The organism is Candidatus Bathyarchaeota archaeon (assembly GCA_026014585.1).
GTDB lineage: Archaea > Thermoproteota > Bathyarchaeia > Bathyarchaeales > Bathycorpusculaceae > Bathycorpusculum.
Genome location: JAOZIA010000002.1, coordinates 463,495 through 489,086, shown reverse-complemented (window position 1 = coordinate 489,086; position 25,592 = coordinate 463,495). Strand labels below are relative to the sequence as shown.

Genomic DNA, 25,592 nt, shown 5'->3' with positions numbered 1-25,592 from the left:
TGCTTACTTGTTTTTCAATTTATTTTCTTGTTTTTCTTAGAAAACCAAAATAACCCACCCTTCTATACAGTGAATGGGAAGCGGCAGTTTGAACATAAGTAAGGGTTACAAAGGTTACATCGACACAATGGAAAATCGGCTAAAGCAGCTGTATGCAATTAGCGACCAAGCCAGATCCAAAGGTTTAGACCCTGCCCTCAAAACCGAGTGCATCGTAGCACAAGACATCGCCGACCTAGTTGAGGGTCTTGTTGGTCCAAAAGGGGTCGCCGTTAGCATCCGCGAATTAAACTCCAAGATGCAACGAGAAGCCGTAGCCTTCAAAGTAGCTGAAGAAATCACTACAGGCAAATTTGGCGAAATGGAACCCGAGAAAGCCGCTGAGCAAGCCATCCGAACCGCGCTGGCCATTTTCACTGAAGGCTTAACTGCAGCTCCCATTCAAGGCATCGCCCAAGTTAAAATAAAAACTAATGCTGACCACTCAAAGTATCTGGCTGTATACTTTGCTGGACCAATTCGCTCCGCAGGTGGAACTGACCAAGCTTTAACGCTTGTTGTAGGTGACTTTGTTAGACGCCAATTAGGTTTAGACCGCTACAAACCCGCTGAAGAAGAAGTCAACCGTTTTGTTGAAGAACTACGTACGTATGAGCGTTCTGTGGGTAGGTTTCAGTATCACATTTCTGATGAGGAACTTAAAAAAGGTCTTAACTTGGTGCCTGTAGAATGTACAGGAACTGAATCTGACCCCGTGGAGGTTTCATCTTACCGGAACTTGGAGCGGGTAGAAACCAACCGTGTCCGAGGCGGTGCCCTTCGAGTTATAAACGATGGCATTGTTGGTCGTGCCCAGAAAGTTTACGTTATCATTGACAAAATCGGTTTTCAAGGTTGGGATTGGCTACGTGAGTTCAAAAAGAAGTCTGAGAAAAAGTCAGGTGGCTTTATGGATGACGTGATTGCGGGCCGGCCAATTTTTGCTTTTCCTTCCAAGCGGGGCGGCTTTAGGTTGCGGTATGGTAGGTCAAGAAACACGGGGCTTTCTGCGACTGGGATTCATCCTGCCACTATGGTTGTGGTGGAGAGTTTTCTTGCAGCTGGCACTCAAATGCGTCTTGAGCTTCCAGGTAAAGGCTGCGTCACGGTACCCGTGGATTCTCTTGAATGCCCAGTGGTTCTTTTAAAAGATGATTCAGTTGTACGAGTTACTCTAGAGAACTTTCCTGAAGTAAAAGGTAAAATCAAAAAAATCCTCTTTCTCGGCGACATCTTAATCAGCTTTGGCGATTTCCTCTACACTAACAAAACTCTTTGTCCCTCAGCATACGTTGAGGAATGGTGGGTGCAAGACCTAAAAGCTCTGCTAAATGAAAAATGCCTCGGCGACCTAAACTTGCTTGCGCAGGAAGCAAAGATTTCTCCTGCACGGTTGGAAAGTTTTCTTTTTGACCCATTTGCACACCAGCCTAAACCCAACGAGGCAATGTCTCTTTGCAGACTTGGACTTCCGTTACATCCAAAGTTCACGCTCTTCTGGTCAAGCTTAACAACACCACAAGAGGTTGAAACACTTAGGCAATGGTTGCAAAACTGCGAGGTTTCATGTGCGAATGGTGTTCCCTCCAAGATTGTTGGTCAAAATGAGCAGGTTGCTGTTACTGCTTTGAGGCGGATTCTGGTGCCTCATAGGTTCGTAGATGGCAAAGTTGTAATTATGGACGATGATGCATTCGCGCTGGCATTCGCTTTGGGGTATAGTTCACCTAAAGGCAACGAGACTGTTCAGGAACCTTCAGTTTTAGCAGCAGTAAGTTCCCTTTCAGGAGTTACCATCAAGGATAAAGCTCCCACATACGTTGGCGGCAGAATGGGCAGGCCTGAAAAGGCTAAGCATCGTGAAATGAAGCCGTTGGTGCATCTGCTTTTTCCTGTGAGTTTGGCTGGGGGGTCGCATCGTGACCTGTTGGAGGCTGCTAAAAAGCCCTCAGTTTTTGTTGAAGTGGTCAAACGTAAATGTCCCAACTGCAAAACATACACGCTAAAAGTTAAATGTGCCTCTTGTGGCTGCGAAACGTTGCCAGAAAACATCTGTCCACGTTGTGGCAGAGCCTTAAAGGACAATTTTTGTCCAGCTTGTAAAGTCAACTCGGTTCAGTATCAACGTCAACCCTTTAACTTCAAAGAGCTTCTTGAGGAAGCAAGCAAAACTTTGGGTTATCCTGTTCCTAAGATTTTACGTGGAGTTAAAGGGATGACCAATGATAATAAGACGCCAGAGATTCTTGAGAAGGGCATGTTGCGGGCGAAGCATGGCTTATCGGTTTACAAGGATGGCACCATTCGCTTTGACGCCACCAATGCGCCACTAACTCACATTACGCCTGCCGAAGTAGGCGTTACAGTTGCTAAGCTGCGTGAACTTGGCTACCTCTACGATATTCACGGAAAAAGCTTAACCAGCCCTGATCAGGTTTTGGAGCTAAAAATCCAAGACATAGTGATTCCATACACTGCTGGAGACTACTTTATTCACATAGCAGACTTCATTGATGACCTCTTAACTCGTGTCTACAAACTCCCCGCATACTATAACCTCAAAAAACCCGAAGACCTCGTTGGGCAACTAATTTTTGGCTTAGCTCCTCACACATGCGTTGGCATTTTGGGCAGAGTTGCTGGTTTCACTGACCGCAATGTGATTTATGCGCATCCAATTTGGTACTCCGCAAAACGTCGCGATTGTGACGGTGATGAAGATGCTATCATGCTGGCAATGGACACTCTTCTGAATTTTTCCCGCGTGTATTTGCCTGCTCAAATTGGTGGTATCATGGATGCGCCTATTCTTGTGATTCCGTTTGTTAACACTAAAGAGGTGCAGCGGCAAGCTCACGACTTCGACGTGGACGCAACTTACCCTTTGGAGTTTTACAAGCGGACATGGGCGAAATGGGAGGTTCGTCAGGTTGACCCCATAATGGATGTTATTGGGCACCGTCTTGGAACAGAAGCCCAATTCGAAGGCTTCAATTACACCACTCCAGTTTCAAACATTAACTTAGGAAACGCCAATAGTTCCTACAAAGAATTCAAGTCAATGATTGACAAGTTAAACATGCAGCTAGAACTGGGTGAGAAAATCGAGGCGGTGGATGCACGCCAGGTAGCGCTTAAAGTTTTGAATACCCATTTTATTCGTGACATCGCGGGGAACCTTCGTGCTTTCTCAACGCAGGGCTTCAGATGTAAATCTTGTAACAAAAAATTTCGTCGATTGCCTCTTAAAGGTAAATGCCCCTTTTGTGGTGGACAGTTAACCATGACGGTTTATCGCGGTGGTATCGAGAAATATCTGGAGCCAGCACAGCGGCTGGTCGACACGTACGGCCTGCCTAGCTATTACACACAACGCATGGCTTTAATCAAAGAAGAAATCACCACTCTATTTGACAACAAAAAACCCAAGCAAACAAAACTTTTCGATTTTTCCAGCTAAAGCTTAAAACAAAAATCATTTAAAATAATACGTGAAGGCACATGCACCCTAACGCTTACCTCAAAAATATCCGAAACATCACAAGTGGTGTTGCTGCCCGAAGCAAAGTGCTCACAGTTCTGGATAAAGACTGCTTTTCAGCTTCAAAAATCTCCCAACAAACAGGCTTATCCTATAACGTTGTTGTCTATCATCTAAAACTGCTGGAGGCGGAAGCAACTGTTAAACGTAAAGGTAACCGGCGTTACGTGTGGTTGTCTACGGGATTCGGGCAGACGCGTTTGGTCTAAAAATGCATTGGCAGGGTGATTTTTTGCATTTGGGGCATTTGTGATTGTATTTATCTAAGGCAGCTTTTTCCAAGTCTATGCCTGTGATGTTAGCTATAGATGCAAGCCACGCGAGAACATCTGCGAACTCTTTTTCTGCTGCTGGCTTGTCTTTCTCTTTTAGAGCTTTTCGGAGTTCTTCAACTTCCGTGAAGAGCCAATCAAGGTTTCCTTCTATACCTCGTTCATTGTCACGTTTGAAATATAGAGTTTTCATCATTTCCTGAAACTCGCAAATTTCCAAATTAGTCACCGCAGTATGTGTATTTAGATTGCTATTATTGGTTGACTCTTGTTTTTGTGTGTTTAGTTGATGCTTTCGTATACAACTACTATTCCCACGCATAACCCCTAAGAAAAGTAACATACTTCAATATACTTTACATCTCTAGTTTAAAATTAAAAAAATGATTACTTAATGGAAAAAGGAAAAACTGAGTTGGTTTACTCTTTTTTGTCTTCTATTTCGGTTGTGATTTCTTCGATTGGTTTTGGCGGGGGTGTTGTTGTCATTGTCCAGCCTATCCATGCGCCAATGAACATTATAGCTATGAATGCTACGAACACTGGAACAGCGATTACCCAGAACTGAACGGCGCTTGCGCTGAGTGTTAACCCGATAATTGATAGCCATGCTGGGTAGAATAATGTGACGATGTAAAGTATTGCAACGATGACGCAAACAGCAAGTATTGCTCCACCTATACCTTGATCTTTACTTACCATTAATATTCACCACTTATTATGCCATGTATATTGTTAGACAATTTAAAGTTTGTCATGCTTCCGAATACCCGCTTGTTTATGTGGTTCCCATTTCCCAAGTGGACAAATACTTCTTTTGTTCCTCTGTAAGGGTATCAATCACTACTTCCATGGACTTAAGCTTAAGTTCAGCGATGGACTCATCGATTTCTTTTGGAACAACATACACTTTAACTGGTAATTTATCCGATTTGGAAACATATTCCGAGCATAACGCTTGGTTAGCAAAAGACATGTCCATGACTTCTGATGGGTGGCCTTCTGCTGCTGAGAGGTTGACTAAGCGTCCTTCTGCGAGAAGGTAGAGGTGTCTGCCGTCTTTGGTGGTATATTCTTCCATGTTGGGACGCATTGTACGATGTGAAACAGCCATTGCTTCTAATTCAGGCACGTTGATTTCCACGTTAAAGTGACCGCTGTTGCATATAATGGCTCCATCTTTCATTTTTTCCATGTGTTCTTTGCGTATAACGTGTATGTCTCCAGTTGCAGTGACAAAAATGTCGCCGATTGCCGCTGCTTCAGACATAGGCATAACACGCAAACCGTTCATGACTGCCTCTAATGCACGTGTGGGTTGAACCTCTGTTACTATAACGTTTGCGCCTAAGCCTTGTGCACGCATTGCGATGCCTCGGCTACACCAGCCATATCCGCCAACGACAAAGTTTTTGTCTGCCAACAGCACAGAAGTCGCGCGTAGTATGCCGTCGATGGTGCTTTGACCTGTGCCATAACGATTGTCAAAAAGGTACTTGGTGAGCGCTTCGTTTACAGCTACGATTGGATATTTGAGGCTGCCGTCTTGCTCCATGGCTTTTAGGCGGACAACTCCGGTGGTTGTTTCTTCGGTTCCCCCTTTTATGTCTTTGATGAGGTCTTGGCGTTTGCTGTGGATCATGCCGACAACGTCTGCGCCGTCATCCATGGTTATTGTAGGGTTAAATTCGAGGACTTTTTCGATGCATTTGTAGTAGTCCTCGGTGTTTTGTCCTCTCCAAGCGTAAACGTGTACACCGCTATCTGCTAATGCGGCTGCTACGTCATCTTGTGTCGAGAGTGGGTTGGAACCGCAGAGTGCTACTTTTGCGCCGCCTGCGATGAGGACTTTGATTAGGACGGCAGTTTCTTTGGTTACGTGCAGACACGCGGCTAGGGTTTGACCTTCAAGTGGTTTTTCTTTTTCAAATCTCTCTTTGATGATGTTTAGGACAGGCATGTGTTTGGTTGTCCATTCGATTTGTAAGTGACCTTGGGGTGCTAATTTCATGTCTTTAACTTGGAAATTTTCCATGAATATTCCTTCTTTGACAAACTTGTGTATTTCTCCTTATTTAGAATTTACCTACACTTCCGAAGGTGTAAGGTATGGTGAGGGCTCGCTTAGCTGGAAAAAGTTAAAGTACCAACGAAAGCTAACCATAACGAGGATGCCGTGTGAGAGAACCTTTTGTAGTCTTTGTTGAAAGAGAACTTGAACCGAAGACGCTTGTAATTACTTGTGGGTTGCCTGCAAGCTACAAAACTGGCGTCGCAGAGGAAATCTCAAAAATGACAGGATATCCAATTCTAAGGAGCGACTTGATACGCATAGATGTTCTCAAAGGTAAAGACATCTTTGACCCCAAAGTCGCAGGCAACATGAACAACAGGATGTCTGTTTATGACGAAATGTTTAGACGTGCCAAAACGTTAGCCTCTAAAGGCGGGATTATTTTGGATGCAACTTTTATTACTGCAGAGTTACGTGAGCGCGCTGCTGAGATAGCGGCAAAAAACAATTTGGCGTTTGCAATTTTTGAAACAAACTGCCCCCAAGAAATCGCGTTGGAGCGAATAAAGAAGCGGTCAAAAGAAAAATATGAATCCAACGCCCTAACTGAAGAAGCCTATCTGGCAAACAAAAAAAAGTTTGAACCAATAAACGTTGATGCCCTCAAACAGAAGTACCCCACACTAAAGATTTCTCATTTAATTGTTGATACCTGCATCTATGGAATTGCAAACTGGTCAATAATTAAAGAAGAGACAAGGTAGTTTGCGGTATGATTGATTTACATATTCACTCTAAAGCATCTGATGGCAAATTCAGCGTAGAACAAATCATATCAGAAGCCAAAGCACGCAAAATTAGCTTCATGTCCATCACTGACCACGATAATATCTACTGTCAGACCCAAACGGTAGAGCAGGCAAAACAGGCAGGAATCCGTTATGTTACGGGTGTGGAGTTGAATGTTACTTTTTCTTGTCCTGAGCTTTTAAATGGGAAAACTGTTTCGCTTGATTTTTTAGGCTACCAATATGACCCTGACAACCGGATGCTGGTTACTAAACTGGAAACTATGGCTAAATATCGTGAGGAACGCGCAGCCACAATTCTTGCTAACCTTAACGATGAATTCGAAAAAGAAAACATTGCCGCGTTGTCAAGTGAGGATTTTAGGCAAATCCAAGAATCTGTTGACGGCACCTTGGGTAGACCTCACATAGCAGACTACCTTATCAAGAAGGGTATAGTTGCATCGCGTCAAGACGCCTTTGATAAGTACCTTGTTAAATGTGACGTGCCCAAGTATCCGCTTCATCTGGAGGAAGCCTCACAGCTTGTTTTGGATGCAGGTGGCAAGTTGGTGTTAGCTCACCCCAATGACCCGCATGGAACATCGCTAGTCGCGTTTAGCAAAGTTTTGGAAGCGCAGGGCAACATCGTGGAGGAATATATGTTGCCCTACATTGATGGCGTGGAGTGTTGGCATTCAAGAGCCACGCCTGAAACCACCAAGTTCTATGTAGCTTTTGCAAAACAGAAACAACTGATGATGACTGGAGGTAGTGACTGCCACCAAAAACCAGTAATAATGGGCACAGTTGTGGTTCCCGACTGGGTAGAAGACCAGTTTGCGTAGGAATAGCCCATTATAGCTCTTTTGCGTATTCTGCTGATAGCTTAAAGTAGGCTTTGGCTTCCTTGATTGCAACGTTTTTCTCGGTTTGGCTGATGTTTGAGTCATCCAGCCTGAAACTGACAACTTTTCCCCGAACGTATGCACGGTAACACTTGTAGAAGGGTAGCATCTGGGTCAACTGTGCATCTCCCGCGTTAGCTATATACTGCTTAACAAAGTAGTCAGCTAAGTCACTTCTGTTTTGGTAGTCAAGGTCCATTGCCAAGAAAGCCACATCAGACGCGACGTCACTGTAGCGGAAGCGGTCGTTAAACTCGATGGCGTCAAAAATGCAGATTTTATCTGTTAAAAAAATGTTTCCTGAATGCAGGTCACCGTGGCAATCGCGAATACGCCCTTCGGTTATGCGTTGCTCAAATAACTGCCCGTTTTTCTTCATGAAATTGTTGATTTTTGTTTGGGTGAACTGGTAATCGTTTTGGGGGATGGTTTGGTTGATGTATTTGGTGGTTTGGGCAAAATTCTCATCCCAGTTGGTCTTCACTATTTTAAGAGAGCCAAACTCATTGATTTCATTGCTTGTTTGGGCTTTGCTGTGGAACTCGGCAACTATTTTGGCAATTTCATCCACTGTTTCTTTACCCACTTTTCCTTCCTTTAGCAGGAGGGTCATGATTCTTTCCTGAGGCAATCTTTTCATTTTCAGCGCGTACTCAACTATTTCGCCCGTGCCGCCTATATGTATGTTTTCTGCTTTTGTGATGGGGACAACTTCAAGATAAATTTCTGGGCAAAGCCGCCTGTTAAGCTCCAACTCTTTTTGGCAGAACCATAATCTTTTGTCAAGCGTGGAGAAATCAAGGAAACCAAAGTTTACTGCTTTTTTTACTTTGTAAACGTAATTTTCAGTTAGGAAAACATAGGAGATGTGGGTTTGGATGAGTTGGATTTTGCCTGTTTTTTGGAGGTAGGTTTCTGGTTTTAGTAGGGCTTGGACTACTTGGTTTTGGTTCTGCATCAGTTTTTCTTCCTTTTTCTTGGGAAATGTTGTGTGATTGTAGGCAATAAATGTAAAGGTATCGTTAAGGTTTAAATCCCAAAACAGTTATTTTTCAAATAAGGTGATTATGCCAATGGGTACCACTGATGCTTTTTTGATGTTGCCAACAAAGGCTATCCAGCAATACCTAAACTCATTACTGAGTGAACATGTGGAAATTTTGAAAGTTTGGAAACTCGGAGATGCCTCTGGTACATTGACAGAACTAAAGGGAGTCGCATATGGTTACCCATACGTAATCGAGTTCAAAGCAAAAGAAAAGATTAGGCGCGTAATTTTGCAGACTATCCGTCCAACTGACCAGTTTGGTCACAACAATTTTTCTGACCGCGCTCAGATTCTGATTTGGCAAAACTCAGCCTTTAACAAGCTTCCCAGACATGTGCACTCTGTTGATGTTGGCGCTTTTGAGAGTGGCGGGCAACTCAAATCTGTTGGTAAGGGCAACGAGTTTTTTATTTTAACAGATTTTGTTGAGGGCAAACTGTACAGTTCTGATTTGGACCGTATAAAGGCTGGCTTGCTGAGCGAGTTTGATGAGATGCGTTGCCTTGCTTTGTCTGATTATCTGGTTGAGATCCACAAAACACGCTTTAACTCGCCCAGTTTGTATGTTCGGCGTATAAGGGATTTAGTCGGTCACGGTGAATGCATAATGGGGCTTTTAGACAGTTACCCACGAGAATTCGCTTACGTTAACAAATCATATTTTATGGATATTGAAAAAGACTGTGTGAATTGGCGCTGGGAACTAAAAACTAAAACGCACAGACTCTGCCAGATTCACGGGGATTTTCACCCTTGGAACATTCTCTTCCGAGAAGGTACTGATTTCACAGTGCTTAACAGAAGCAGAGGCGAATGGGGTGAACCAGCAGATGACTTGGCGGCGCTGAGTATTAATTATCTGTTTTATTCATTGCAGAAGCATGGTGAGTTGAACGGTGTTTTTGAGCGGTTGTTTTGGATGTTTTGGCAAAATTATCTGCATAAAACAGGTGATACAGAGATTCTGGAGGTTATTGCTCCTTTCTTTGCTTGGCGCGCTTGAGTTGTTGCATCCCCAATTTTGTATCCCACTTCAAGTGTGGATGTTCGAGTGAAACTGCTCAAGTTTGCAAAGAACATTTTGAAGGATGACCGCTTTGATTGGCTTGACGTTAACAGCTACTTTAACACCATATAGTTTTGTTTTCGATATATTCCAGAGACGAACTGAAAGCATATATAAAGAGTCACGATACATGATAATAGGGACAGCGTGTGTATCAAATGGAAATAGAGACATTTGACGATTTGAGGTGTGCCCTCTTTGAAATTGGATACCCCCGCAGGGTAATAGAAGAAATCGTTAAATGGTACAGTGGAGAAAAAACAGTATTATAAGCTACCCGCTGTTAGGATTTTTGATGTAGCTGAGCACTATCTGGGCTTGGTGACTAGTAATTTTACCTGATTCTTGTAATGCCTCAACTACTTGGGATATTTTTGTCAATGCATGAACCTGAAAACCTGCGGCTTCAAGTTTTTCTTTTCCGCCCTGCTCGCGATTTACTACAACCATCAAATGCTTCACTTTCCCACCAAGTTCTGTGAGTGGTTTTACGCCTTCAATCTTGGATAATCCCTCGCTAACAACATCATCAAAAAACAAGAGATTATCATCTGCAACAACATCAGCGCCTGCAATTCTGCCCGTAACACCATAAGCTTTGTCTTCTTTACGCACAATAACACAGGGCAAATCCAGCTTGCAGGCAATGCTTGGAGCAATCAAAGCGCCTTTAAGCTCGATGGAGGCTAACTTGTTGATTTGTTCAGATGCCATAATCTGCCGGATGGATTTGGCGGCAACTTCTGCTATTATGCATAACTGTTTTGGGTTGGATAGTAGACGTGCCATGTCAATGTAGTATGGGCTGATTGCGCCTGACTTGATTTTGAAGGCGCCAAATTTTACGCATCCTGACTCGTACAGGGCATTTGCAACTTTGTTTTTATCAGTAGTCATAGTGATTCCTATGTGAAAATGCTAAATTGGCAATTTAACCCTTTACCAACAAACACTGCAAAACATGGTTAGTTTGAATTTTTGGGCGCCGCAAACATGCATCTAACTATTACCTTACACGTTAAGCATTCCTCTGGGAACCCCTCTTCGTGTGGCTTTTCACTTAGAAAGCCCATAAAATGCGGACAGTTTTCTGGCTTTTCTATAATGTTTTCATTTAGCGTTGCTTCAGTTTTTTCTTCGGTGTTTATTTCGGTTAGGCAAAAGGGGCAGGCTAGGTACGGTTCTTTTTTTGGGGCTTTTAGTTTCTCAACTTTGATGGGTTCTGAGAAAACTTTTCTGCAAGCGAGATTTTGGCATATATGGATTTTTCCAGCGGCAATCTTTTCCTTCAGCAATGATTAGCCTCCCAAGTATCAAATAATCTTGAGGTTTATAGAGGTAATGAATTTCAGGGAGATTAATCCTCTTCAACATCGCAGTTTTGGCTTGGGGACGCTAGTTTTTTGAAATCTTCGGCTCCTTCAGCATAGCCAGAAGCAACAAGTATGTCACCTGCATGTATTGTCGAGTCCATTCGGGGGCGCATGCTTTTTTCGTCTCGTTTGATGACCAGTACTTCCATGCCTGTTTCTTCATGTATCCTTGCCTCTTTTAGAGTCTTGTTTACCAATGTGGAGTCTTCTGTTACGCAGACTTGAACAACAGTTTCTTCAGCATCTTCAATTGCAAGTTTAAGAACCGGATGAAGTTCCACGCCTCGTAATACTACTTCAGCCATTTCAGCGGCGGCATCAGCAATTTTTTCAGTTGCAACCCCTAAACGAATTAACCCCAAAAAGCCTGCGGCTTCTTCTTTTTTGAAATCACTTGTTAACGCGTGTAATTCAAAGTCTGTATGTAAACTATCCATGTGTTCTTCAAGTCTTTCTACTTCTTCTGCTAATTCTTTACTGTTGAGTAGCAGTGATGTATAGGCTAGGTCCATCATCACTTCGGAGGTGTTTTTTAACTCGACAAATTTAGAAACGATTTCCTTGAAATGTTCCTGCTGGTGCATATCAAGCTGGGCAAGTCTACCTTCAGCTAAATCTTTGAAATGTAAAACACCCTTGGGGGCTCCTCGAGTAATTAATATGTCGCCTTGACGGATTGTTTCTTCCTCTTTGGGATTAAGTATCCAATCATTATTTCGACGTATTGCAATAATGTCAACACCCATTCTTGCCGCTAAATCCAGCTCTTCTACTTTTTTGTTCACGATTTCAGAGTTTGGCTTGACAGTTACTTTTATGAGGCGTTCTTCAACTTTTTCAAAAATTTCTCCCACTATAGGGTGAATACCGATATTGTGAGTTATAATGCCTGCTATGTCTGCGGCGGCGTCAGAAATTTTATCCGTTGCACTTGCCACAGCAGACACGCCGATTAAATCTTGAGCATCTTGGGCGTCTCTTGCTGCGATCATAATTTCAATTTCAAGTAGATAGGAAAGGTTGTCGACCCTGCGTTCAAGAGCTAAAACATCCTCCGCTAAGTCATGGTCATTGTAGAGTGCTGAGGAGTAAGCTAAGTCAATCATGAGTTCGGAGAGATTCTTCATTTCAAGCAGAAGGTCTCGAACGGGAATTGGTTGGTATTCTATTTTTTCAAATCGGGGCAATTAATTATCGCTCCAAATACTCAGATGAGCTTCTAGAATATTTCATTTTTCCATAAATCACACCAAAATAAACAATGCTAAGAGAAGTGCCGCGGTCGCTATGCTGTCTGCGAGGGCAGTGAGCAAAGGAAGAACGAAAGAGTCAGGATCCAAGCCTTTTCTGAAAGTAATCAGGGAAACAAAGAAAGTTACCATAACAATTGCTAAAACAGATACTGCGTTAGTAACTATCAAAACTAAGGCAAGATTTGAAAAACTTGCAACTGAAAACAGTCCATTGAAAACAAGTGCTAAAGCTGCCAAGATGACAAACATTACAATCGAAGCAAGCCATGCACTGGAAATGTTTCTCAGATGATTCTTGATTGATGAAAAAGATGGTCTAAGTAAGCCTAACGCAAGTTTTGTTGTTGCTGTTGAACCTACAATTAGCCCAACGTCGCCAACAATGTCTATCATGGGTGGGTAAAGAGTTAAAAGTGGTTTTGGGTTTGCGGCAATACTGTTTACTGTTTTGAGAACTGTGCCTGTGATGTTGACAAGGAAAGCTACCAGCACCAGTGGTAAGATGGACTCTTTGATTGTCCGTGTAAATTCGGAAACCCTTAGGTTATGGGGAATAAATACTACCGCTAAAAACACGTGGATTAAGCAAATAGCTGCGATAATCCATTGTCCCATGGTTCCGAAAAAGAACAGGTTCAACACGCCGATAAAGCAAAGTGTGATTAGAATATTTGATATTGTTGACATTAACGGATAAGTGGTTGTGTCTGGGTCTAAGCCTCTTTTGAAAGATACAAAAGTTACCTGCATGGTAACCAAAGTAATGAGAAGCCCCAACGTCATAGTTGCAATTATGACCAATAAAATGCTAAAAAAATCAGCAAGAGTAATCCCCCAAAACATGGTGCCAAAAATGAGTGCAAACAAACTGACTGCCGCGCTTAAAATTAGAGTTAAAACTATTATGGCTTCAAGAATTTTGTATAGTCCTTTTTGGTTTTTAAGAAACTGGGGTTTTACTGTTCCAAGGTGCAGGGCTGCGCTTAGGCGACTGCTAAATAAACCATTGATTATCCCTTTGGAGCTGAGTATCGCTGGGTAGATTGCTATTGCCCACGGGGCTTTGTCAAAGATACCTATTCCATAGGCAATTAAAAATCCTGCAAGCACACCGCCCATGTCAAAAAGGTATGCTGTTGAAGTTTCCTTAACCATTCCTAGAAAGTTCTTTGAAAGCCCTACATGTGCCATATTTTCCCCTCCTAAACAAAAGGCAAACCAAAGAGGGGTTTAATGTGGTTCCACGGAGTTTTTGTAGCTTGGCATTTTAACAAACCATTTAAGGACACCGCTAAAACATTTCTTGAATAAGGGTAAAGGTGGACTCTTCTCATGTGTTTTCGCCTCGGTTTCCTGTTTTGGCGGTCCAGCCTGATGCGGTTTACGGGCTGCCAAAGCCATTTTTGTTAACACTGAACTTTTGTCAAAGAAAGCTTTTGCTTAAATAGTTTCTGTCTCAAATTTCCAGTGTCAGCTAAGGTTTCCTTTGTGCTTTCGGTTGGTAAACACACCATGGATCTTCAGCTAAATAGTCGCCTGCTAATTCTGTTGGTTCATGTAAGTCGCCGCAGTAATCAATAAAATCGCTTGAAAGCCCATAGGCACGTGCTCTGCAGCCACCACAGATCTCCTTAAACTCACACACACCACATTTCCCTTTTAGGCAATCTGGGTTCCGCAGAGCCTTGAGCATCTCCGAGCCGAACCAGATGTCTTTGAAACTTTTTTCGCGGATGTTACCCAGTTTTACTGGCATGTATGGACAGGGTGTTACTTCGCCGTTGGGGTAAATTCTAATGTAATACATTCCTGCAACGCAGCCCCGAATCCATTGACGCATGTCCAAGCCCATATCTTTGGAAATTCGCATGAACTGAGGAGCACACGATGGCTTAACGTTTAGCTTGTGTTTTGCCGTTTTGGCAAAGGTTTCAGTTATCATTTGCTCATATTTTTCAGGTGAGATATCTGACATTTTTGTTGCTCTACCAGTTGGTACAAGGAAGAACAAATGAAAATTCTCTACACCCAAGTTTTCTGACAAAGTCATGATATCATCGATTTGGTTGTAGTTCTCCTGCGTTAGTGTCGTATTAACCTGAACAAGTACGCCCCGTTTTCTGAGCGCAACAATTGCATCAACTGCTTTTTGCCATGAACCCTGAACGCCACGAAACTCATCATGTTGCTCTGGAATGTTTGAGTCTATACTAATGGACACCGTTGCGATACCTGCTTCCTTAAGCTTATCTGCTGCCGCATCATCAATTAACATACCGTTGCTGCCCAGACCCATCTTCAACCCCTTAGAAGCTCCATACCGAATAAGCTCGTAAATGTCTGCTCGTAACATTGGTTCGCCGCCGCTTAGTATTAACAGTGGGTGGCTGACTTCTGCGATTTGTTCGATGAGATTTTTTGCTTCTTCTGTGGTGAGTTCATTTTGGAGTTTTTTGTCGGTTGCGTTGATGTAGCAGTGGCTGCATTTCATGTTACACTCTCGGGTAACATTCCAAGACAAGATTAAAGGTACAAATCGCTCATTTGGCTGCGCCGTTGGTGAATGGGCAAGTTTGAGGTAAAACTCGCAGCTGCCTTCATTAGCCATTGTTTTAGGTTGCCAAAGCGTAAACGGGAATGGGAGCACAGTGTTTAGCATAGCTTTTGCGTGGGCAAAGCAGAAGTGCTTACAGAAAAGAGCGGACACCTCAGGTTTTATGTTATATTTTTCTTGTCCGTACTTGTGGCTTCCGTAAATGGGACAGTTCATAAAGGTCATGTCACCATCCAGTTTGCCTGCATCCATTTTGAATTTAATATAGTGGTCGCTAAGCATGACTGACTGCAATTTTTCTCGTCGTAGCCCTACCTTAAGCGTAACATCAAGAGCAATATTGACTGTTTCCTGCCCAAATTTGTCCTGCACACGTTCCATAGCCGCTTCAACTGTTGAGAAACCCAGTGATTTGGAGAGTTCAGATAGAGTCAGCAAGCCCTTGATGGTTTCGTATTCTTGAATAAGCCGCATCTGAACAATTTGACTTGCCCAAGCCTTAAACATTTGACTAAAAGTGCTGGTGGCTTTGAGGTCTTTGGTTTTTAGCATGGCTTTGACTTTTTTATTATCTGCCGATAAATCCGAAAAGAGCGCAATTTTTTGTTCAGTGGTCAATTTTGGTTTGGCGGCTGCTTCTTGTGCGTTAACGCTGATGCCTAACGGTTGAATGAGTTCTGTGGCATCTGAAACAAAGGCGTCGTAGAACTCGTTTAGTTTTTCAGAAACTTCAGGCGGATTCACCTTTAACTCTTCTAGAAGCACGTGGGTTTCAGATTCCATCTTGGTAATCATAGCCATGTGATAAAGAAGCGAACCTGCCATGCCCGGGTCAACATTTCTTCCAACGTATGCTCCAGTGAAGATTTCGTTAAATAATTTCTGGGCAACATCAAAGTTTTGATTGTTGATTGCTTCTGTTGCTTGTGTCAGCTTTTTTTGTCGCTCAAGAAGAAGTAGCGCCCACTTGTGACAGTGTGTTTGGTCAAAGTTCAATATGTAGCCACCACTTAAATTGAAAAGTTTTGGGTTGTGAATGTAAAAAAGGTAACGGTACAATACTTGCAAAAGTACGTGTTGAAGGTAAAAGCAGGCGCCGATTAGATAACTATTTAAGACCACAAAAGAACATAGCCAACTAAATAGGTGGAAAATTTGAGTTACGATTGGATTTATGCATTAGTTGGTTTTTTGATAATGATGGGTGTGCTTGGCGGAATAGGTATAAACAAGCCCCGTGGAATGAGCGTTAAAATGTGGTGCGCTGGCTATTTAGCAGTCGCGTTAGGCTTTGACATCTTAGTAGTAATCGGATTAGTTGGGCAATACGCTTGGCTTAACAATCTGCTCATCGGATTAGCTGCAGGCGCCGCAACTGGCTTAGGCCTCCATGTCATGCACCATATCAGTGAAGAAAACGAAGGCGAAGGCCATAGCCACAACATAATGATGGGCTAAAAACTCACCTGTTACTTTTTCTTACGCTCAAACCTTTCCAAAAGCTACATTTTAATTTTTCACCAATGATTTCTTTGCTTCTTGTTTTTGCTTTCCTGTGAATTTGGCAAAGATTTCTTTGTAATCAAACAATGCAACCAACTCCTTAAGGTTAATCAGCATTAGCGCCAGCAAAGTGAGCAGGGGAATGTAGGCGTAATAGTAAACTGGTGTTGGAACTCCCCTGAAGAAAACCATGCTTAAGAAGCCGTATCCCATTGGAGGATAAAGTAGCATCATATTAGAAACAGCCAAAGCGGCAACAGTAGACACGATTGCAGTTTTAAGGTTTGCACGATTAAACAACAAGAATAGAGGAATAGCTAATAGTCCAAATCTTGGGTCAAAAAATCCCAAAGCAAAAACAATACCTGACAAAACAGTTTTTCCTTTACTCCCAAGATAGAAACTAAGTGTTAACAAAAAAAGAACTGCAACTTTGGCTTGACCCTCACCCCACTGCCAATAATAACTCGGTGAGGCTCCCCAGTTCTCGGTGGGAAACGGCAAAAGCAACGCGACAAGCAACACTATGAAGGTTAAGGCAAGTGGCTTGTTGTTCATGAGTTTGTAAATGAAGAAGGCAATGAAGGGCAAAAACAGAAACTGCACAATATCAAAAGCCAAAAGCGCATCCTGATAATCCAGCAAAAGCAACGGAGAAGTCAAAACAAGAAATGATGGCAGGTACTTGTAGCCTTGAGGATACGGCAAAATGGCGGGTTGCTGTGGCGCTGAAGAGTTCATGTTGTATATTTGCGCGGGGTCATTCCAAAGTTTCCAGGACCCGATGTAGTATGCTGAGAAATCTTTTGCCAGTATTGGTCCGTTGGAGATTCCTGAGGAGGGCGTGTAGGTTTCAGGGTAAGCAACCACGAAAGTGTAAAGGTTCAAGGCAATAAGCACTATTATGCCTAAAATGAGGACGTTTCGTTTTTTCTGGGAAGACCAACGCATAATTGACCCATCAGCTTACCAATACCTGTTTCCTTATTATATTTGATACCTAATCGCTCATACAACCAAAACAGAGTGCAGATTGCTTAAAGAATATAAAAAAGCATTTCTGTAACGCTTAATTGACATATACCCTCATAGAAACGCGAGCTTGTAAGGAGAGACAATCATTGGGCAAATCCCTCACTCAAAAAATAATTGAAAATCACTTAGTCGTAGGCGAATACGTAGCGGGGCGAGAAATCGGCATACGAATCGACCAAACCCTCACCCAAGACGCCACAGGAACCATGGCATATCTACAGTTTGAAGCAATGGGACTAAAACAGGTAAAAACCGAGCTTTCCGTAAGCTACGTCGACCACAATACCATCCAAGTCGGCTTTGAAAACGCGGACGACCACAAGTACCTGCAAACAGTCGCCGCAAAATATGGCATAATCTACTCCAAAGCAGGAAACGGAATCTGTCACCAAGTCCATCTTGAACGATTTGGTAAACCTGGCAAAACTTTGCTGGGCAGCGACAGCCACACACCTACAGGCGGCGGTATAGGCATGATAGCTATTGGAGCAGGAGGCTTAGATGTTGCTGTTGCAATGGGCGGCGGCGAATTCTATCTTGTATGCCCAAAAGTTTACAAAATCAACCTCACAGGCAACCTGCAGTCATGGGTCAGCGCTAAAGATGTTGTCCTTAAAATGCTGGAGATTTTCTCCGTAAAAGGAAACGTGGGTGTAGTCATGGAGTATGCTGGTCCAGGCGTTCAAAATCTTAGTGTGCCCGAAAGAGCCACAATCACAAATATGGGTGCGGAAATGGGTGTAACCACAAGTATTTTTCCCTCTGATGAGCAAACCCTAAAGTTCCTAAAAGCACAGGGCAGAGAAGCCGACTGGGTTGAACTCAAAGCAGATGATGACGCAGAATACGACAGAGTGGTTGAGCTTGACCTTAGCAAAATTGAACCCTTAGCCGCGGCACCCCATAGCCCAGGTAACATCATAAAAATCAGCCAATTAAAAGACCTCAAAGTCGACCAAGTCATGCTGGGCTCCTGTACCAACTCCTCCTATAAGGAAATAGCAACTGCAGCAAAAATAATGAAAGGCAAAAAAGTACACCCTGACGTCTCTTTCGGTGTTGCTCCCGGCTCAAGACAGGTGCTTCAGATGGCAACCAGAGATGGCTACATTAGTGATTTGCTGGATTCAGGTGCCCGATTGCTAGAATCGGCATGTGGATTTTGCATTGGTAACAGTCAAAGCCCCAAGTCCGCTGGCGTTTCGCTAAGAACCAGTAACCGAAACTTTGAGGGCAGAAGCGGCACCGCAGACGCTCAAGTTTACTTGGTTAGCCCCGAAGTAGCAGCGGTTTCCGCAGTCACAGGCAAAGTCACTGACCCCCGAACATTTAGCATGCTATACCCCAAAGTTGACATGCCCAGCCAATTCTTCATTGATGATTCCATGTTTATTTTCCCCAAAAACGCTGACAGCACAGTAACAATAGCAAGAGGTCCCAATATTGGTGCTCCACCAGTCAACACCCCGATGGCTCCTGAACTTAAAGGTGTAGTGGACATCAAAGTTGGCGATAAAATCACAACCGACCACATAATGCCCGCAGGTGCTCGCCTCAAATACCGTAGTAATGTTCCCGAGTACTCAAAGTACGTGTTTGAACCAGTTGACAAAGCCTTCCCTGCTCGGGCTCTTGACGCCAAAGCAAAAGGCTTAGCTACAGTGGTTGTTGCGGGTGAGTCTTATGGACAGGGTAGCTCAAGAGAGCATGCAGCGCTTTGTCCAATGTATCTGGATGTAAAAGCAGTCATTGCTAAATCGATTGAACGCATTCACGCCGCAAACTTGGTCAACTTTGGCATCATCCCCTTCAGTTTCAAGGACATGGCAGACTATGACAAGATATCTCAGGGTGACGAAATAGAGGTTCCAAACCTCAAAGAGAAACTGCAGAATAATGAAGCAGTAATTCTGGTGGATAAAACCAAAAATTTGGAAATTGAGCTTATATACAACCTTTCGCAGAGACAAAAAAGTATCCTCTTCGAAGGCGGATTACTGCCTTACACGGTTAAGGCAAGTGGAGGAAAATAGAATGAATAAAATAATTGTTAAAACCCCCATTGTTGAGCTTGACGGCGACGAAATGACACGGGTAATGTGGAAAATGGTCAAAGACCAGCTTCTACTGCCCTATCTGGACATGAAACTTGACTACTATGACTTGCACCTGAAAAACAGGGACGACACCAACGACCAAGTCACCCTTGACGCGGCAGAAGCCATCAAAAAATATGGCGTCGGCGTAAAATGCGCAACCATCACCCCCAACAAGGAACGTATCAAAGAATACAACCTCAAAAAGGAATGGAATAGCCCAAACGGAACCATAAGAGCAGCCTTAGACGGAACCGTTTTTCGAGCACCAATCATAGTCAAAAACGTGCCGCCCGCAGTCAGAGCCTGGAAAAAACCCATCCACATCGGCAGACACGCCTACGGCGACATATACAAAAACCTTGAATACCGCGTGCCCGAAGCTGGAAAAGCCGAGATGGTTTTCACAAACAGCGCCGGCAAGGAACTTTGGCGTGGAACAATCCATGACTTCAAGGGTTCCGGAATCATTCAAGGCATCCACAACACCGACAAGTCAATAGCAAGTTTCGCTAAAGCATGTTTCACCTACGCATATGACCAGAAGTTGGATGTGTGGTTTGGCGCTAAAGACACTATATCTAAAACTTACGATGGAGAATTCAAAAAAGTCTTCGAGGCAGAGTATCAGGTTAACTGGAAAGAAAAATTCGAGGCTGCAGGCTTAATCTACAACTTCACACTAATCGATGACACCGTTGCCCGAATAATGAAAACTGAAGGCGGCTTGCTTTGGGCATGCAAAAATTATGACGGTGACGTAATGAGTGACATGCTGGGCTCAGCCTATGGCAGCTTAGCAATGATGACTTCAGTGCTGGTCAGTCCTGAAGGATATTATGAGTTTGAGGCATCTCACGGAACTGTTCAGCGTCACTACTATAAGTATCTGAAAGGCGAGAAGACCTCAAGTAACAGTATGGCGCTGATTTTTGCTTGGACAGGTGGCTTAAAGAAACGCGGTGAACTGGACGGTACACCTGAAGTGGTTGATTTTGCTAATAAGTTGGAGCAGGCAGCAATTGTAACTGTTGAGAGCGGTGTTATGACTGGCGATTTACTGCGGGTTGCAACCCCTGACTCCAAAAACCGGCAGGTTGACACTGAAGAGTTTATCGCTGAGCTTGCAAAGAACCTCAAAAAGAACTTTGAATAATCTTCATTTTATTTTTTAGGTTTTGTTTTTTCTGAAGTGGGTAACCTGGCAATATGAATGGTTACGCCAACCGCCACGGCTCCCATGACTAACTGCATTGGCAGCACTAGAAAATCTGGCAGCATGTGACCTAAAAAGAAAACAGTTGACACACCTATGGTTATCCATAGCACGGCTAACGCGATAATTTTTGTTTTCATTGGAATTCCATGTCCTTCTTTGTAGTTTCGGATGTAGGAACCAAACCATTTGTTGTTAAGCAGCCAATTGTTCATGCGTTCGGAGCTTTTGCAAAAACAAGCAGACGCAGCCAAAAGAAACGGTGTGGTCGGCAAAATTGGCAACGCTATTCCTATGGTGCCTAAAACAATACAAACTATGCCCAACGAGAGACACAGTGCCCTAACGATACTGGTATGTTTTTTTTCACAGTTTGCAGTTTCAGGTTTTCCAGCGTTCACAGATAGCAACCCAAGTTAATTTCGCATTCTGACTAAAAAACCCGCAGGAACCCAAAAAGAGAAAAAGCATGCAAAAATACCTTTACATTATTTAGCTAAACCCTTTTCCGGGCAGCAACTAAACATTTTTCAAAACCACCAAGATATGTAAACAATTCCCCGTCAGGTGCCTGTTCAACAATAAGGTGTTTACTGTTAGCGTTTATGCAACCGTCAATCATCAAATTATCCGTTAATTCAACGTCCTCAATAAACATGCCCAAAGAGTCCCGCAGTTTACCATCTTCGCTACGGTGAACCTGTTTGAGGGCGTTTACTGCGCGTTCAGTGAACGGCAGGGTAACATTGGTGTAGGCATAAACCTTCAAGCCTAACCCGTGAGCAAACCCCAACTCAAAAACAGTGCCAACATCCGCACTAATCCCCCTAAACGGCGTAAGATTCGCAATTAGGATTTGGCAACTTTTGATTAGTTGCTCATTTACTTGACTAATATATAAGCCTAATTCTCTGGCTGTTTTACCCGCTGGGTCTACTTCGCCATCCAATGGGTAAGCGCCTTCAAACCCGTATTTGCGGCATAACGCCTTTTTCTGCTCGCCCGCTTCTTTGGCGTTGGTTAGGAAAACTTCGGGTCCAGCAAGATAAACACGTATTGGCGGCAAAGCAATCACGTCAAGGGCTTATATTGGGCTTGTATTTGATGAGTAGCGCCCCATTGCCTCAAGGATTTCTTCGGTGGTGCTTTTCTTTCCCGCGTTACGTACAAAATCTGAAGCAACAACGATGCCAACTAGTTTGCCTTCTTTAACCACGGGTAATCGCCTGATTTTATGACTTGACATAAGCCGTGCTGCTTCTTTTAGTGAAGAGTCTTGTTCGGCAACGACAAGGTTTTTACTCATTATTTCTGAAACCTGTACCGTGTATGGCAGTTTTTTGGCGACGATTCTACGCACGATGTCCCTTTCCGTAACTATTCCAACTGGTTCATCGTTTTGGGTGATTATTAAGCAACCTAACGTTTTTGAATCCATAATTTCTGCTGCTTCAAGAACTGTTTTGTCAGGTGAAATTTTAACCACGTCTTTGGTCATTATGTCTTTAACAGATGCCATAAAGTTTTATGAAGAATTCATTAAAATAAAAAGCTTCCTTGACCTTTAAGGACCAAGTAAACACTGAGTAGCCTGTAGTTTTATCGCCAACTTTAAAAGCAAATCGATACAAACAAATGTTAGAGGAAAAAATTGGAAGAGATAACCCACGATGTTACTTCAGTCGACATAATCAGAGTTGTAGCTATAATACTTGTGATTTTTCTTAACGCCACAGCCTTCCCATACATTATACCCGCAGCAGTCACTTCGGATGTCATGTCAAACTGGTGGACCAGCAATTTTTATGCATCCTTTGGAGCCATGGGCATCCCATTACTTGTCATGTTAAGCGGTGCGTTACTGCTTGACAAAAGCAAAGCTGATGAACCGATACGGTTTTTCTTTAAGAAAAGGTTCAACCGCATAGGTTTAGCTTTGGTTTTCTGGACCATAATCTATTTTGTTTGGGGTATTAAGGTCGCTGGAACAGTTCCTTCAACAAATGAAATTATGCACGGGATTTTTGCTGGTTCGTATTATCATTTGTGGTTTTTGTATTTGCTTGTGGGCTTGTATCTTGCAACGCCTATTTTACGAGTATTAATAAAAAACATGAATCGCAATCAATTCAAGTACTTGTTGGCGTTAACGTTTATTGGCACAATTATTCCGTCTTTAACAATATTCATTTCTTTTGACTTAACCCCAGTGATGTTTGTTTTTGCAGGTTGGGTAGGTTACTATCTGTTGGGAAGCTTCCTTAAAGAGGTTGAAGTCAAACGGACACGCATACTGCTACTTGGCGTAATTTTGGGAGTTATCTGCGCAATAGTTGGCACCTACTCTTTAACCACTTATGCAGGCGGAAATTTCTTCAACTTTTTCTATAACCCTTTAAATTTTAACATTATCATCTCTTCAACAGCACTGTTTTTATTGTTGTTCAATGTTTCACCGAAAAAAATCCAAAGCAAAAATGTTTACGTTAACCGTTTAATTCGTTGGATTAGCGAAAACACTTTAGCAATTTATCTGTTGCACGTTATTGTTCTTGAAACGTTTGAGTTAGGTTACTTAGGTTTTAGGATAAGTGTTTTCACTATGAACGCGGTTTTAGCTATACCCCTGCTTGTTTTAGTAACGCTTACGTTAACTTCGGTGATAGTCTATTTGGTAAAGAAAATACCGTACATTGACAATGTGATAGGTTAATGTTTAAGAAATTTGCCTGAACTTCACCATTTTGTGTGGTCCCTTCTGGGGCTTGTAACATAACACAATTACGTCGCCGTCACGAAGTGCCCATTTATCGATTTTTCGGTACTCATCACGCCTGTAAATGAAGGTGCCGTTTATGCTTTTGTTTGAAATGAAAAAATTTTTGTTTTCAAAAACAACCTCTGCATGAATAGGTGACACAAACTTTGAGGGATCCAAGATTTTAAAGTCAGCGTCAACACTTCTTCCTATAAGAACAAGATTTTTCATGAGTAGACACTGTACATCGCCCATCACAAGCTTTGCTTGGGGACTGGTTAAACTGAGCAGCTTCTGTTTCATCTCAAAAACTGTCCTAAACCTCAAAGCGGGATCGGGGTTTAAGGCTTTAAAAGCTATCTCAAGCAGGTCTTGTTCAACGGGGAGATTTCGGAACCGTGTCAGGCTACCTGAGGGATTTTCACCTGTAAGCAGGAAAAGAATAGTTCCGCCGATTGAAAATATGTCGCTTTGTGGGGATATTACGCCTTGGAATGATTCAGGGCATTGGTATCCGGGCGTGCCGATGACTACGTTTTTGTGGTCAAAATTTAGGTAGCAGGATTCAGATGCATCAAAATCTATCAGCACTATGTTGTCGCTTAGCAGTATGTTTGAGGGTTTAATGTCTCGGTGGACTACGCCTTTGTAATGCAGATATTCTGTGACTTCGAGCAGTTGAAGAATATACTCGATTACAGTTGCTCGTTTTTGGGGTTTGTGAAAAAAAGTTTCTTTCATGTTTTTTGTGTCGACATATTCTGTGACTAAGTAGAAGTCGAATCTGTCACCCCAAGAGTGAACATACTTCACTATGGATGGATGGTTAAGAGACTGTAAAACCTTTGCTTCAACCATAAGTCGTTCAAGCTTAATTTTACTGTTTCGTTCATTACTAGCAGTGCATTTGACGCATTTAACAACCACTCTCTTCTGAGTCACCCTGTCCAAAGCTAGGTAGGTTTGACCAAGCTCTGTTGTTTTAAACAAACTTAATATTTCAAACCGGTTTACAAGGATGCTTCCGTTTCCATGACTTTCATGCAAAGCGGTTTCTCCCAGCTCAATTGATGCCTTTCTTGAACGTTAGGGTTATGTAGGGTCCTTTATCTTTTTTATAGCACAACGCTATCAAATCGCCGTCATGAAGTTCGCTTCTTTGGATTCTTTGGAAAACACCGTTACGGTACAAGAAGGTGCCGTTTGTGCTTTGTGTGTCTTCAATCCAGTATCTTCCTTGGTCAGGGAAAACTTCTGCATGACGTTTTGAAACAAAACCCATGGTGTCACTAATGGCGATTTCACAAGAAGTCGAACGCCCAATACCAAGTCTTCTTGAGAGCTCATATTTTGTTCCTCTGCAGAAAACGTGAGCACTGCCCTGGGAGACACATTGGCCTTGGATTTCCCGTATCATATCCTCTGCAATCTGGTAACGTTTGGAGGGGTCAAAACTTAATGCTTTAAGCACGATTCTTTCTGTTTCCAGCGAAATCCTCGGGTTTATTTTTCGTGGGGACTCAACAGAGCCATCAGCTTTAGTGTAGTTTTGTGGGGGGCAACCTGTTAAGAGGAAAAACATGATGGCACCTACACCGTAAAGGTCGCATCTGGGTGCGGTTATCCCATGCATTTGTTCAGGCGCAGTCCATCCGGGGGTGCCAACCACAGTGTCGCCAAAGGTTAAGGGGAGTTGCATGTACCCGTATTTTGCGCCTCCAAAGTCAATCATGACAGGTTTGTCGTTTGGTAGCAGCACGTTTTGTGGTTTTACGTCTCTGTGGATAATGTTCATGTTGTGTAGGTAGCCTAAGGCTTGAAGGATAGTGACTGCATGTTGTTTAGCTTCATTTTCGTTCGTGGGGTTTCTCCAGTAAGCATCTTTCATTGTTTTTCCAGGAATAAAATCTATGATTAGGTAGTAATTGTTGGGCTCTTCTCTGCAATCGACAAATCGAACTATGTTTTTGTGGGATACCTTGGAGAGACTTTCTCCTTCAACTTTTAGTTTTTCAATGCGGATTGCATCGTCAGCGTCGCCTTTTCGAATGGGTTCTTTGATTACAACTTTGCTTCCTGTTGATGACCGTCCACAGTAGAGTTTGCCCATGCCACCTTGGAGTAGAAA

At 43.0% G+C, this 25,592-nt stretch carries 24 protein-coding genes; 9 read left to right on the top strand and 15 right to left on the bottom strand.

Annotated elements, in window-relative coordinates:
• The first annotated feature begins 88 nt into the window (after nt 1-88).
• Both NWF01_02760 and NWF01_02755 read left to right on the top strand, forming a co-directional pair.
• Nucleotides 89-3,499 (top strand): DNA polymerase II large subunit, encoded by a 3,411-nt coding sequence (locus NWF01_02760; GenBank protein ID MCW4023939.1) that lies wholly within the window; start codon nt 89-91, stop codon nt 3,497-3,499.
• A gap of 41 nt (nt 3,500-3,540) precedes the next feature.
• Nucleotides 3,541-3,789 carry a hypothetical protein gene (locus NWF01_02755; GenBank protein MCW4023938.1) on the top strand — a complete coding sequence of 83 codons (249 nt, stop codon included), beginning with the start codon at nt 3,541-3,543 and terminating at the stop codon, nt 3,787-3,789.
• Here the strand turns inward: NWF01_02755 and NWF01_02750 are convergent.
• The 3 genes from NWF01_02750 to NWF01_02740 form a co-directional block, all read right to left on the bottom strand.
• Complete coding sequence (locus NWF01_02750) at nt 3,758-4,072, bottom strand: nucleotide pyrophosphohydrolase (protein ID MCW4023937.1); 315 nt, start codon at nt 4,070-4,072, stop codon at nt 3,758-3,760. The genes NWF01_02755 and NWF01_02750 overlap by 32 nt on opposite strands.
• Nucleotides 4,073-4,272: 200 nt before the next feature.
• Nucleotides 4,273-4,554, bottom strand: coding sequence for a transcriptional regulator (locus NWF01_02745; protein ID MCW4023936.1), 282 nt, complete (start codon nt 4,552-4,554; stop codon nt 4,273-4,275).
• A gap of 76 nt (nt 4,555-4,630) precedes the next feature.
• Nucleotides 4,631-5,887, bottom strand: a complete 1,257-nt coding sequence (locus tag NWF01_02740) for an adenosylhomocysteinase (protein ID MCW4023935.1) — start codon at nt 5,885-5,887, stop codon at nt 4,631-4,633.
• A 143-nt stretch (nt 5,888-6,030) separates the two neighbouring features.
• On the opposite strand from NWF01_02740, the gene NWF01_02735 reads away from it, so the two are divergent.
• Both NWF01_02735 and NWF01_02730 read left to right on the top strand, forming a co-directional pair.
• Nucleotides 6,031-6,630, top strand: a complete 600-nt coding sequence (locus NWF01_02735) for an ATP-binding protein (protein ID MCW4023934.1) — start codon at nt 6,031-6,033, stop codon at nt 6,628-6,630.
• A gap of 8 nt (nt 6,631-6,638) precedes the next feature.
• A complete protein-coding gene (locus NWF01_02730; protein MCW4023933.1) occupies nt 6,639-7,502 on the top strand; it encodes a PHP domain-containing protein in 864 nt (287 codons plus the stop codon).
• Nucleotides 7,503-7,512: 10 nt separating this feature from the next.
• Here NWF01_02730 and NWF01_02725 read toward each other — a convergent pair whose 3' ends face one another.
• Entirely contained in the window at nt 7,513-8,520 is a 1,008-nt protein-coding gene (locus NWF01_02725) for a gluconokinase (GenBank protein MCW4023932.1), read from the bottom strand.
• A 115-nt stretch (nt 8,521-8,635) separates the two neighbouring features.
• Between NWF01_02725 and NWF01_02720 the strand changes: the two genes are divergently transcribed.
• The gene (locus NWF01_02720; GenBank protein ID MCW4023931.1) at nt 8,636-9,613 is read left to right on the top strand and encodes an aminoglycoside phosphotransferase family protein; all 978 of its coding nucleotides are present in this window, start codon (nt 8,636-8,638) and stop codon (nt 9,611-9,613) included.
• Nucleotides 9,614-9,949: 336 nt separating this feature from the next.
• On the opposite strand, the gene NWF01_02715 is transcribed toward NWF01_02720, so the two are convergent.
• The 5 genes from NWF01_02715 to NWF01_02695 all read right to left on the bottom strand — a co-directional run bounded on the left by NWF01_02715 (nt 9,950) and on the right by NWF01_02695 (nt 15,852).
• Nucleotides 9,950-10,573 carry an orotate phosphoribosyltransferase gene (locus NWF01_02715; protein ID MCW4023930.1) on the bottom strand — a complete coding sequence of 208 codons (624 nt, stop codon included), beginning with the start codon at nt 10,571-10,573 and terminating at the stop codon, nt 9,950-9,952.
• Between the two features lie 68 nt (nt 10,574-10,641).
• A complete protein-coding gene (locus NWF01_02710; protein MCW4023929.1) occupies nt 10,642-10,971 on the bottom strand; it encodes a hypothetical protein in 330 nt (109 codons plus the stop codon).
• Between the two features lie 62 nt (nt 10,972-11,033).
• Nucleotides 11,034-12,236, bottom strand: a complete 1,203-nt coding sequence (locus NWF01_02705) for a hypothetical protein (protein MCW4023928.1) — start codon at nt 12,234-12,236, stop codon at nt 11,034-11,036.
• Nucleotides 12,237-12,293: 57 nt separating this feature from the next.
• Entirely contained in the window at nt 12,294-13,493 is a 1,200-nt protein-coding gene (locus NWF01_02700) for a magnesium transporter (GenBank protein MCW4023927.1), read from the bottom strand.
• A gap of 283 nt (nt 13,494-13,776) precedes the next feature.
• Nucleotides 13,777-15,852: a radical SAM protein gene (locus NWF01_02695; protein ID MCW4023926.1), complete on the bottom strand. Its 2,076-nt coding sequence runs from the start codon at nt 15,850-15,852 to the stop codon at nt 13,777-13,779.
• A gap of 159 nt (nt 15,853-16,011) precedes the next feature.
• On the opposite strand from NWF01_02695, the gene NWF01_02690 reads away from it, so the two are divergent.
• A complete protein-coding gene (locus tag NWF01_02690; GenBank protein MCW4023925.1) occupies nt 16,012-16,314 on the top strand; it encodes a hypothetical protein in 303 nt (100 codons plus the stop codon).
• A 51-nt stretch (nt 16,315-16,365) separates the two neighbouring features.
• On the opposite strand, the gene NWF01_02685 is transcribed toward NWF01_02690, so the two are convergent.
• The gene (locus NWF01_02685) at nt 16,366-17,310 is read right to left on the bottom strand and encodes a hypothetical protein (protein ID MCW4023924.1); all 945 of its coding nucleotides are present in this window, start codon (nt 17,308-17,310) and stop codon (nt 16,366-16,368) included.
• A 170-nt stretch (nt 17,311-17,480) separates the two neighbouring features.
• On the opposite strand from NWF01_02685, the gene NWF01_02680 reads away from it, so the two are divergent.
• Complete coding sequence (locus NWF01_02680) at nt 17,481-19,427, top strand: aconitate hydratase (protein MCW4023923.1); 1,947 nt, start codon at nt 17,481-17,483, stop codon at nt 19,425-19,427.
• 1 nt (nt 19,428) lies between these two features.
• Nucleotides 19,429-20,646: an NADP-dependent isocitrate dehydrogenase gene (locus NWF01_02675; GenBank protein ID MCW4023922.1), complete on the top strand. Its 1,218-nt coding sequence runs from the start codon at nt 19,429-19,431 to the stop codon at nt 20,644-20,646.
• Between the two features lie 8 nt (nt 20,647-20,654).
• Here the strand turns inward: NWF01_02675 and NWF01_02670 are convergent, their stop codons facing one another.
• The 3 genes from NWF01_02670 to NWF01_02660 form a co-directional block, all read right to left on the bottom strand.
• Nucleotides 20,655-21,107, bottom strand: a complete 453-nt coding sequence (locus tag NWF01_02670; GenBank protein ID MCW4023921.1) for a YbaN family protein — start codon at nt 21,105-21,107, stop codon at nt 20,655-20,657.
• A 95-nt stretch (nt 21,108-21,202) separates the two neighbouring features.
• Nucleotides 21,203-21,772: a nucleoside 2-deoxyribosyltransferase gene (locus tag NWF01_02665; protein ID MCW4023920.1), complete on the bottom strand. Its 570-nt coding sequence runs from the start codon at nt 21,770-21,772 to the stop codon at nt 21,203-21,205.
• An 18-nt stretch (nt 21,773-21,790) separates the two neighbouring features.
• Complete coding sequence (locus tag NWF01_02660; GenBank protein ID MCW4023919.1) at nt 21,791-22,225, bottom strand: CBS domain-containing protein; 435 nt, start codon at nt 22,223-22,225, stop codon at nt 21,791-21,793.
• A 132-nt stretch (nt 22,226-22,357) separates the two neighbouring features.
• Here NWF01_02660 and NWF01_02655 point away from each other — a divergent pair, with 132 nt between their 5' ends.
• Nucleotides 22,358-23,419, top strand: a complete 1,062-nt coding sequence (locus NWF01_02655) for an acyltransferase family protein (protein MCW4023918.1) — start codon at nt 22,358-22,360, stop codon at nt 23,417-23,419.
• 3 nt (nt 23,420-23,422) lie between these two features.
• Here the strand turns inward: NWF01_02655 and NWF01_02650 are convergent, their stop codons facing one another.
• Both NWF01_02650 and NWF01_02645 read right to left on the bottom strand, forming a co-directional pair.
• The gene (locus tag NWF01_02650) at nt 23,423-24,511 is read right to left on the bottom strand and encodes a protein kinase (GenBank protein ID MCW4023917.1); all 1,089 of its coding nucleotides are present in this window, start codon (nt 24,509-24,511) and stop codon (nt 23,423-23,425) included.
• A gap of 16 nt (nt 24,512-24,527) precedes the next feature.
• Nucleotides 24,528-25,574, bottom strand: coding sequence for a protein kinase (locus NWF01_02645; GenBank protein MCW4023916.1), 1,047 nt, complete (start codon nt 25,572-25,574; stop codon nt 24,528-24,530).
• Nucleotides 25,575-25,592: the final 18 nt, after the last annotated feature.